Here is a 9,763-nt window from a genome sequence, read left to right on the forward strand (position 1 = left end):
CGGCGCCCACCCGACGCGACAGCCGGGCCGTCGGCCTGCCCAGCCTCAGCCCACGGCACGAAAACGGTCCACCGACTCCGTCGGCGGACCGTCACGAAACTTCGAGGCTAGGGACTGGAACACGCTCCGCCGACTCCAGCCCCTGTGGGAGCACCTCACCGAAGCGGCTCCACACGTGGTGCTCTCCGCCTCCATCCCTCGATGGCGCGTCCCCTTCCGGCTCGAGCGCTGCGTCATCGAGATCGAGGACGCCTGCCTCGCGCTGCGTGAGTACGTGTCGGCGGACCTCCACGAGCGTGCTCGGTCCTTCGCCCAACAGAAGTCGGTCGATGAGGATGAGGCTGACGCCGTGGCGGAAGCCTGCTGGCTGCGTGCGGCCGCCCACTTCTCCCGGGACGGCCACCGGCTGGAGGGCACCAAGCACCCGCCCCTCGGCGTCACCGGACGGGACAGAACGAGCGAGCTGGTATGGCTCCGCGCGGTATCCCACGCCTACACCTCTTCCCCCGTCGTAGCGGAATTCTCCAGCCAGGAAAAGGCCACCGCGTCCCTCTCCGCTGGTGTTCCGGAAAGGGTCTGCTCCCGTGGCAACTGACATCCGTCCCGCAGAGTCCAAGCTGGCGCGCCGTATCACCGACTGGCTCGAGCCGAAGAACTGGATCATCGCCGTCACACTTCTGGTCGGCTGGCACACGGCGCAATGGAGTGGCATGGCCTGGGGAGCGGTCGGTGCGCTTTTCGCCGCCGTCATCCCCATCACCTTCATCAAGCGCGGCGTCCGGAAGGGCCACTGGGGCGATCGCCACGTCGGAGCCAAGCCCGCGCGGCTGTTCGTCATGGCCGTCATCCTGCTCTCGGTGGCCACCGGAATCGTCCTCATGGTCGCTGCCGGGGCACCGCACACGATGACCGCCCTCATCGTGTCGATGCTCGCCACTCTGGCGATCCTCACGGTGATCACGTTCGTCTGGAAGATCTCCGTCCACCAGGCCGTCTCCGCGGGTGCCTGCGCGATGCTCGTCCAGATCTACGGCGCGTGGATGGCCGCCGGCTTCCTCCTGGTGGTCGTCGTCGGCTGGTCCCGGATCGAGCTGCGCGACCACACACGCAGCCAGGTCGTCGCCGGCACCGTCCTCGGCACCGTCGTGGCCGCGGCCGTGTTCCAGCTGGCCCGCTGATCAGTTTGGGGCGGTACCGGACCTGTCCGGCGTACGCGGGGACGCCGCCGGCGATCCGGAGCGCTGCTGGAGTTCCCACAGAGACCGGAACAAACCCGGCTCCCGGGTGAGTTGGGCGTACGTTCCTTCCTGCACCAGGCGTCCTTGGTCGAGGACGACGATCCGGTCGGCCACGGCGACGTTGGCGAGCCGGTGTGTGATCAGCAGGATGGCCCGGTCCTTGGCCAGTTCCCGGAGGCCGGTGAAGACGTGGTGCTCGGCTCGCGCGTCGAGGGCGGCCGTGGGTTCGTCCATCACGAGCAGGGCCGCGTTACGGTGGAACGCCCTGGTGAGCACGACGCGCTGCCACTGCCCGCCGGACAGCTGCTGGCCACCGAACCACTCGGACGTGAGCAGGGTGTCGAGGCCGGACCGCAGGCCGGGTAGCAGGTCCGCGGCTCCGGACGCCTCGCAGGCGGCCAGGACGGCGGCGTCGCTGGTGTCGCCTTGCCCGAAGGTGATGTTGTCCCGGAGGGTCAGCGGCAGGTACGTGTACCTCTGGGGTGCCAGGGCCACGTGCTTCCATGCCTCCCAGGGCTCCATCCGGGCCGTACTGGTGTGGTCCCACGCCACCTCGCCGGCCGTGGGCAGTAGCAGGCCGCAGATCAGGCGGGACAGCGTGGACTTCCCCGATCCGTTCTCCCCGACCAGCGCCACGATCTCTCCGCGGCGCACCTGCAGCGACACCCCGCTCAGGCTGTCCCGATCGGCACCGTCGTACCGGTAGGTGACGTCGCGGACCTCGAACCGTTCCGGCGCCGCGGACAGCGCCTGGGTACCGCGCGAGCAGCCCATGGCCTGCCCATGGGCGTTGTCGAGGAAGTTCTGCCAGTCCTGCACGTACCAGCCGGTGCGTACGAGCCGGGCGCCGCCGTTGATGATCCCGCGGACGGATCCGGTCGCGGTCTGGAGGGCGAAGACCGCGCCGCCTCCGGCCGCCAGGTCCATACGGCCCGAGGCCAGGAGCCACAGCAGCGCGACCCATACAGCGGCAGAGGCCACACCGCCGGCAGCCGCGCCCGCCAGGCCCATCCACGCGCCGGTGTCGGCGGCCTTGCGTTCGGCGGCGTTGACCGAGGCGGCGAGCCGCCGGTACCGGGCGATGAGGAACGGGCCGGCCAGACAAGCCCGCATCTCCTCGCTGGACTCCATGTAGGCCATGTGCCACCGCAGCTTGTGCAGCATCCGGCGCCGGCCCGAGGTTTCCAGCCCCGCCAGATACACCACGCGCGCGGCCCGTACATACGCGGCGGCCTGCGGCAGGCACGCCAGGAGCAGCAGGGGAAGAAGGAGGGGGTGGATCACGGCGAGGACGGTGGCTCCGGCCATCAGGGTCGCGGTGGCGGCCAGCACGTCTTGGGCCTCCTCCACGAGGTCCGGGGTGACCTGGGCGCCGCGGTCTGCGATGTCGTAGAAGTCGTTGTAGCCGGGCTTGTTGTTCGCCGCGAGTTCGGCGCCGAGCGCCGCCTCGATCATGGTGAGTTCCGCGGCCCGGGCCAGCACCGGCCGCAGCCGTCCGGTCAGCCACGTCACGGTGATCCCCAGCAGGGCCCGCAGACCGGTCGCCGTGGCGATGACGGCCAGCTGCGGGGCCGCCTCCCACAACCGGTCGGTGATGTCGCCGGAGGAGATCAGCGCGGTCAGGGTCCCGGTAACTGCGAGCAGGCCCATGGCCGCGAGCACGCCGGTGCCGACCTGGCAGGCGAGCAGCCCGGCCGTCGCGGCCCGGTCCACCCGCCAGGCCATCTTCAAGGACCGCAGCACCAGGGCCGGCAGTCGCCGGGCCATCGTGACGGTCGTCATTTGCGCACCGGCCTGGAGCCTGGACGCGTCCCGGTAGAGGAACTCCTCCTCCTGCGCCGTGCTCGCGCTCTCCGGAGGACTCGCCTCCGATACGCCCGTGCCCGGCTGCGCGGATGTGCTGTCTGAGGTCAAGCTGGTCCTCCTGAAGGTCGGTCACGGCTGATCCGTGAGGCTCAACGACTCAGCCGCGATATCGAACGCGCGTCGTTTCGGTCGGATGCGGATTCCCGGAACGGAGCTGGTGGCGAAGTGTGAAGGGTGCATCGACCTGCTCCCCGCAACGGGACTACGGGGAGAAGCCGTTGGCCGAAACGCCGATGCTCCGCCGCCGTCTCACAGAAGGTCGCGAAGCTGGGCGTCGGCCTTCTCCACGGCTTCGTCGAGGACCTGCATATGTGCCGGGGGGAGGTCGCCCGCTCCCAGTCCCGCGGCGGTGAGTACGGTGTCGAGCTTCTGCCTCTGCTCGCGGGTCAGGCGGAGGTCTTCCGTCTCGTGCTCCAGGACGTCCCGGGCGGCGCGGGCGTCGAGAGCGGCCACGTCGGCGACGGCACGGTGCAGGTGGGCCGCATGGGGCATGGTTCGGTCGTGGATCAGGGCGAGCGCGGTGAGTCCGACCCGAGCTTGGAAGGCCGCAGTCGCGGGATCGGGTTGGGCCGTCACCGTGAGGGACTCCTGGAGAGCGGACTCCAGCTCTGCCTGCGGTGCGGGGGTGTCCTCGGGTCGGCAGTGGACGCGCAGGAGGGCCGCGACGGCGTTCTCCCACGGTTCCGTGGGAACGGTGGAGTCGATCATGGACCGTGCCTGCTCGGCGAGGCCGCGCTCCATCAGCGACATGATCATGATCTGTCGGCCGTCAAGGAGGCGGTTGCCGACGCCTCGGTGTGCGGTCATGGCTTCGGCGGCCTCGGTCCAGCGGCCGATGCGGGCCAGGGCTCGGGCGCCGTCCACGAGCAGGGTGCCCCACAGCTCCTGGCAGATCTTGCGATGGTCCGCGTCCGTGCTGATCAGGGCCGCCAGGTCGATGATGGTGCCGTGGATCTCGGCGGTCCCGCGCTTCTGGGCGGCGCGGTAGAGACGGGTGAGTACGTCGTAGGCGGCGTGGCCGTCGCCGTCGCGGGTCAGCAGCCGGGAGACGTTGATCAGGGGCATGAGCGACATGACGGCGATGTCGCCGGTCAGGCGCCCTGCTTCGGCGAAGATCCGGTGTTGCCTCCAGCACAGGTCGGTCGCCAGGCCGGGCATCCCGGCGTCGGAGGCGATCAGCGCGGCGTAGTTGAGGACCCCGCAGGCGCGGGCCACCAGGTCGTGGTGGCTCGCGCCCGCGGGCGCGACGGTCAGCCCGGTGAGGTGGGTGATGCGCTCGTCCAGCGGGAGCGCGGGCGCCTTGGGGCGCTTGACCAGGGGAATGCGGCCGGCTATCGCGGGGATCATCGGCTCAGCCCTTGCGCGGCCAGTCGACGACGAGTCGGCTGTACGCCTTGTCGATGATGAAGCGAGAGTCGGCGGCCGTCAGCTGGTCGCGGGCGTCGCCGACGGCCATGCGGAAGCCGGGCTCCGGTGCGGTGTTGCCCCAACCCTCGTCCCAGGTGCGGATCTCGGTGACGAACCGGTCGGCGAGATCGGCGCCGCGGGAGCCGTGGCCGATGACGCCGATCTCCCAGAAGCGGCTGGCGTCGTCCGCGCCTTCGCGGATGGTCAGATAGGCGAGGGAGTCGCCGTCGAGGGCGGCCATGGAGCCCCAGCCGAAGTGCGGGCTGAAGCCGGGGCGGGACCCGGGCATGCGGGACAGGCCGCCTGGCAGCGCGCAGGCCAGGTACAGGTACATCCACTCGAAAGGGTCGCCCTGGCGGAGTTTGACGCCGGTGAAGATCTTGGTCTGCGGTGTATCCAGGACGGTGCGGAGCGCGTCGCGGTCCACTTCCTGCTCGCTGAAGGTCTCCAGTCGGACGTTGCCTTCGCCGGCCATGGGCACGAGCGTGTAGACGTCGTCGCAAACACCCTTGCGCAGGGGGATGAAGGTGCACATCTCGCAGGAGACGGTCTTCCAGGTACCCCCGTCGCGCTCGAAGGCGAAGCTGCGGCTGATGCTGCCGCGGATCCGCATGGGCAGGACCAGACGCCCGCCAGGGGCCAGTTGGTCGAGGAGCTTGGTGGGGATGTCGCCCGCACCGACGGTGAACTGGATGCGGTCGTAAGGGGCGTGCTCGGGAAGGCCCGCGGCTCCGTCGGCCAGTACGGCGGTGACGTTGGTGGCTCCGGCCTGGGCGAGGTTCCTGCTCGCGCCGTCGACGAGATCCTGGTCGACGTCCAGGGTCCATACTTGCCCGTCGGGGCCGACGAGCTTGCCCAGGAGGGCCGCGTTGTAGCCGGTCGCGGCGCCGGCCTCCAGGACGTTGTGGCCGGGCTGGGCACCGAGCTGTTCGAGCTGGGTTGCGACGATGGAGGGCGCGGAGATGCAGGAGATCATCTCGCCGTGCTCGTTGTGCTTGATGGGCACCGCATCCTCCTTGTACGCCGACTCGAGGTCGACGCCGGGGAGGAAGTCGTGGCGGTCGGTGGCGCGGAAGGCGTCGATGATGGCCGGGGTGCGCAGGTGGCCGCCCTCCTGGAGGCGGTTGGCCAGGGATTCGCGCAGCTCGGCGGGGTCGGTGACGGGTGTCACGGTGGTCTCCGTTCGAGGGAGGTCAGGGTCCGGCGAAGCGGACCGACGGGTGGACACAGGGGTGCCAGCTGTTGTGGAGAAGGCGACTTGGCGGCCCAGCCACGCGGTGGCGGCCTGCTCGGCGACAGGCACTCCGGCGCGGTTGAACGCGAAGATCGCGTGATGGGCGAGGACGGCGCGCAGGCCGCGTATCAGCCGTCCGTCGGCGGCGAGGCGGCGCAGACGCCGGCCGGCGTCTGCGAAAGCGGCGACGCGGTCGGTCCAGCCTGGCTCGGCGTCCGGGCGCAGGACGGCGTCGGCGTTGACCAGGCGGCGCATGGCGGCCACGGCACGGTCGAGTGCGGGGCCGGAGGGCGGAGTGACGGAGGGGCGGAGAGCGGCGAACCGGGACCAGACGTCTCCGGCTTCGAAGGGGTCCAGGCCGGCTTCGCGGATCATGACGGACAGCAGCATCACGCACCGCTCGCGAGTGCCGGAACCGCCGGTTTCGGGCAGGGCGCTGCGGCTGTCGACGCAGAACACGTCGTGGGCGACGTCCATGCCCTCGGGGCCGCCGAAGGCTTCGGTCTCCGGTTCGTAGATACCGCCGACCCACCCGGCGATCAGCCGCTCGGCGGCGAGGCGGTCCAGCAGGGCCGCACAGGGACGTTCGGTGCGCAGGCGTAGCCCGGAGTCCTTGCGCAGGAAGTGGAAGCGCTGGCCGTGCAGCGCTTCCGCCAGGGCCTGGGCGGCCTCGGGGCTCACCGCGCCGCCGGGGCAGGCCACGCCGGCGTGCCACCATGCACTGTCGCGGGTGATCGGAAAATTCTCGTCTTCGAATTCCATGCGCTTGGACGCTCCTTGTCGGCGGGGACGGTGCGGGTCAGGTGATCAGCAGCACGCTGGTCCAGTTGGTGGCGTTCGTGCCGTCGAGGGCGAGCTGCGCGCCGCTGCGGCCCTCCATGAAGCCGGGCTTGGGCAGCCGGTTCAGGCCGGCGGCCAGGCGCTGGTTGAGGTCGCCGACCAGAGGCGCGAAGCGCTCGGGGATCGGGCTGTCGGCCGCGACGGCGCGGGCGAGGACCGCCAGGCCGGCCCAGCCGTGGCACAGAGTGGCGTCGGTGATCCGGGCGAGGTGGCCGGGATCGGTGAGCGTGCGTACGACGGTGTCTTCCGCGGTCTGACGCCGGACCGGATCACCCAGGGCGAGCGCGGCGAGCTGTTGGGCACGGGCGATGCCGGGTCGGCCGTAGCACCAGGACGGGCGGGCGGGCCCGGGCTCGGGTGGATCGGTGGCATCGATGTGGGCGCGGGTGGTCCAGTAGTGGCCGCCGTACCGGTCCAGCCAGCGGGCGAAGACCTCGATCGCTTCGCGCTGGCCCGGCACGAGAACGCCGTGTCGGGCAGCGAGGGAGAGCACCGCCAGAGGGCCGGCGATGCCGTGCGCCACACCGTTGTTGCCGTGCCCGCCGGCCATCTCCTCGCCGTCGGGTCCGACCGCGGCCCACCACCCGGGCAGCACCCTTCCCTCGTAGCAGAGCGGCCGCGAGAGAGAGACGAGGTAGGCCAGTACGTCCGACAGCCGGGGCGAGGACGTACCGCGGGTCAGGAGCAATGCGCCCAGTCCGGCCAGGCCCCGGATGTGGTCCCACTCCGCGGGGCCCGGCGGGGCCCCGGACGCCTGCCGTCGCCATGCGGCGGCCAGCCGCGCCTCCACGACGCGGTCGACGGCCTCCCGGACGTCGGAACCGGCACGTCCGGCCCGGGCGAGCACGAACTCCAGCGCGGGGGCTCCGTTGAACAGACTGGCGTTGCCGCCGGTGCTCACCCCGTTGGCGACAGCATCCGCGAGATGGCGGCGCGCGGCGGCCACGTCTCCCCGCTCGATGTCCAGCAGCGCGATCCCGAGAGGGCCCTCGGAGAGGTCCTGCGTACGGGGCGGGAGCATCGTGGCCGTCATGCGCGGGCCGCCAGGGGGAGGACGAGGCTGTGGGCCCGGCCGCCGATCCAGTCGTCGGCGTCGGGCGGAGGTGCCTCGTGCAGGGTGGCGACGCCGGTGGGGCTGGCGTCCAGGTGGGCGCGCAGCAGATCCAGGTGCATGTCCTGACGGAGGTCGAGAGGGAGCTGTTGATCGTCCTCGGCCAGCAACACCCGCTCGGGAACCCGGAACCGGTCCCGCCAGGCGTGCAGTTGCCCGGCCCACTCCTTCAAGACCGCGCTCCGGCCGGGCAGGTCCCGGGCACGGACCTTCCACCGAGCGGCCGTGAGGATGGTGCGCCGGTAGGTGAGCGCAGGAGTGAAGGGCAGGGTCCAGGCCACACCCCAGTCGAACCAGGTCACCTGCGGTGCGGTGGCCCGGCCGATCTCGCCGAGGAACCGGGCCATCGGCGGCGTGTAGTTGTTCCAGAGGAAGTTGATCGCGGTGGGCGCCAGGAGTTCCAGGCGGGTGCCGGTGGCGATCTCCACCAGGCGGGGGCGGCCGTCGAGGACGCCGACCGCCAGATCGGAGGGGAACAGCACGCCGTCACCGGGGTGGCGGAACTCTCCGACGCTGACGATCCGGGGGAGTACGCGCGGGACACGGGTGAGCAGGTCGGCCGGGACGCGCCCGGCATGGAAGGAGAGCTGGGCGACCTCGGCACCGGGCTCGATCGTGGGCAGGTCCATGTGCGCACGGCCGGCATCAGGGAGCAGGTACCAGAACCGTCCCGTCATCGAGCCGGCCGAGCGGGAGACCGTGACCACCCGAAGACGGAAGTTCCCGCGTTGCAGCGCCTCGGCCGAGGAGGCATGGACCTGGACGGCCAGTTCGAAGTGCGGCGCGGTGAGCCGGGGCTTGCCGCCTGCCGCCTCCAGTTCCTCGATCATCGCGCCGGTCAGGGGCACCGAGCGGGCGCCCGTGACGGCCGCGGTGCCGGCCAGTTCCAGCAGCAGTCGGTCGCGGCGGGACATCGGGCGGGGCGGCTCGACCGCCTTCACGAAGCCGTCCGGGAAGCCGATGCCTCGCTCGGGGTCGGTCGCCACCTCGACGGGGACCAGGGTGTCCTCGCCGTACCGGTCGGTGAACCGCTCGGTCCAGCGGCACCAGGCCGGGGTGCCGTTCGGGTGCGTGGCGAGCCGGGCCAGGACGGTCGCGGCCGTCTCGGCTTCGGTCAGGACTTCCTCCGGCAGCCGCACCGTGGCATCGATGCGCACATCGGCGGCCTTCGGGCCGTCGTGCACCTGTGCGCGCAGAGCGGGCGGTAAGCCCTCGGCGGGATCGACGACGCTGGCAGGGGCACGCAGCGATGACCGCAACAGCCGAACCCTCAACAGCTCCCCTAGGAGCCAGGTGCGGGCGTGCGCGGTGGTGGCGGGGAACTCGGCAGCGAGCTTGTCCGCCAGGAGGGAGTAGCGGATGGGGGCGCGGGCTGCGTCGAGGACGAACCTGAGGGCGGGACTGCTCAGTGCGACGCGGAACTCGGCGTCGCCCTCGGACGGCACACGAACGTACCCGTCGTGCTGCCGGGCGAGGGGATGGATGCGCACGTCGACGTCGGCCATCCGCGTAGCGTCCGCCTCCCAGGCGCTGATCGCCTCATCGAGTGCCACGGGATCAGGTCGGGTGACTGTCCGGTGCCGGTCCCCGAAGCGGACGGTCGCTGTCTCCCCGAACTCGATCAGGGCGACGCCCGCGAAGAGACCGTAGGGGGTGGAGCGGCGCGCGTACCGGATCGCGTACCGGGCGACGGCCAGAGCTGCCCGGCGTACGCGGCGCGGCTTCGGCGACCGGCCGTCGAGGATTGCCTGCACCTGAGTGGCCAGGTCCGGACTGGCGCTGGATACCGCCTGCCGGAAGGTCTCGTCGGCCCACACGGTGCCCAGCCACACACGCCAGTCGTCGAGCGAGGCCGAGCGTCCCGGCCAGGACACCATGGTCGGCTCGGCGACGTGCACCGCGGCGCGCAGCATCCCGTGCCCGAGGCCCTGGTACAGGCGGTGTCGTGCGCGTGTCATCACCACTCCGTTCTCGATAGGCGGGGGTGGGGGGGGGGGGGGGGGGGTCGGCCCCCCCCCCCCCCCCCCCCCCCAAAAAATACCACCCCCACCCAAACCCCCCTTCGCC

The 9,763-nt window shown here is 71.4% G+C and carries 7 protein-coding genes; 2 read left to right on the top strand and 5 right to left on the bottom strand.

Translation table 11 applies throughout. The features are described from left to right. Together AC2CJA_RS19405 and AC2CJA_RS19410 are read left to right on the top strand one after the other, a co-directional pair. Positions 1-595: MAB_1171c family putative transporter (locus tag AC2CJA_RS19405; protein ID WP_484603967.1), on the top strand; the 595-nt coding region annotated here is incomplete at its 5' end. Continuing rightward, the gene (locus AC2CJA_RS19410) at positions 585-1,178 is read left to right on the top strand and encodes a phosphatase PAP2 family protein (RefSeq protein ID WP_484603968.1); all 594 of its coding nucleotides are present in this window, start codon (positions 585-587) and stop codon (positions 1,176-1,178) included. The genes AC2CJA_RS19405 and AC2CJA_RS19410, both read left to right, overlap by 11 nt. Here the strand turns inward: AC2CJA_RS19410 and AC2CJA_RS19415 are convergent, their stop codons facing one another. The 5 genes from AC2CJA_RS19415 to AC2CJA_RS19435 form a co-directional block, all read right to left on the bottom strand. Next, positions 1,179-3,152, bottom strand: coding sequence for an ATP-binding cassette domain-containing protein (locus tag AC2CJA_RS19415; protein WP_484603969.1), 1,974 nt, complete (start codon positions 3,150-3,152; stop codon positions 1,179-1,181). Positions 3,153-3,353: 201 nt separating this feature from the next. Next, positions 3,354-4,451, bottom strand: coding sequence for a hypothetical protein (locus AC2CJA_RS19420; RefSeq protein WP_484603970.1), 1,098 nt, complete (start codon positions 4,449-4,451; stop codon positions 3,354-3,356). A gap of 4 nt (positions 4,452-4,455) precedes the next feature. Beyond that, on the bottom strand, positions 4,456-6,507 hold the full coding sequence (gene fxlM, locus AC2CJA_RS19425; protein WP_484603971.1) for a methyltransferase, FxLD system: 2,052 nt from the start codon (positions 6,505-6,507) through the stop codon (positions 4,456-4,458). Between the two features lie 37 nt (positions 6,508-6,544). Further along, positions 6,545-7,618 (bottom strand): lanthionine synthetase LanC family protein, encoded by a 1,074-nt coding sequence (locus AC2CJA_RS19430; protein WP_484603972.1) that lies wholly within the window; start codon positions 7,616-7,618, stop codon positions 6,545-6,547. Beyond that, complete coding sequence (locus tag AC2CJA_RS19435) at positions 7,615-9,654, bottom strand: lantibiotic dehydratase family protein (protein ID WP_484603973.1); 2,040 nt, start codon at positions 9,652-9,654, stop codon at positions 7,615-7,617. Before AC2CJA_RS19435 ends, AC2CJA_RS19430 begins: the two co-directional genes overlap by 4 nt. Between the last annotated feature and the right edge of the window lie 109 nt (positions 9,655-9,763).

The sequence above is a fragment of the Streptomyces sp. ATLC9 genome (assembly GCF_057196705.1).

What these genes read in the sequence shown, in the direction of transcription:
- AC2CJA_RS19420 (WP_484603970.1), bottom strand. Translation starts at nt 4,451, where the DNA reads ATGATCCCCGCGATAGCCGGCCGCATTCCCCTGGTCAAGCGCCCCAAG.
- fxlM (WP_484603971.1), bottom strand. Translation starts at nt 6,507, where the DNA reads ATGGAATTCGAAGACGAGAATTTTCCGATCACCCGCGACAGTGCATGG.
- AC2CJA_RS19430 (WP_484603972.1), bottom strand. Translation starts at nt 7,618, where the DNA reads ATGACGGCCACGATGCTCCCGCCCCGTACGCAGGACCTCTCCGAGGGC.
- AC2CJA_RS19435 (WP_484603973.1), bottom strand. Translation starts at nt 9,654, where the DNA reads ATGACACGCGCACGACACCGCCTGTACCAGGGCCTCGGGCACGGGATG.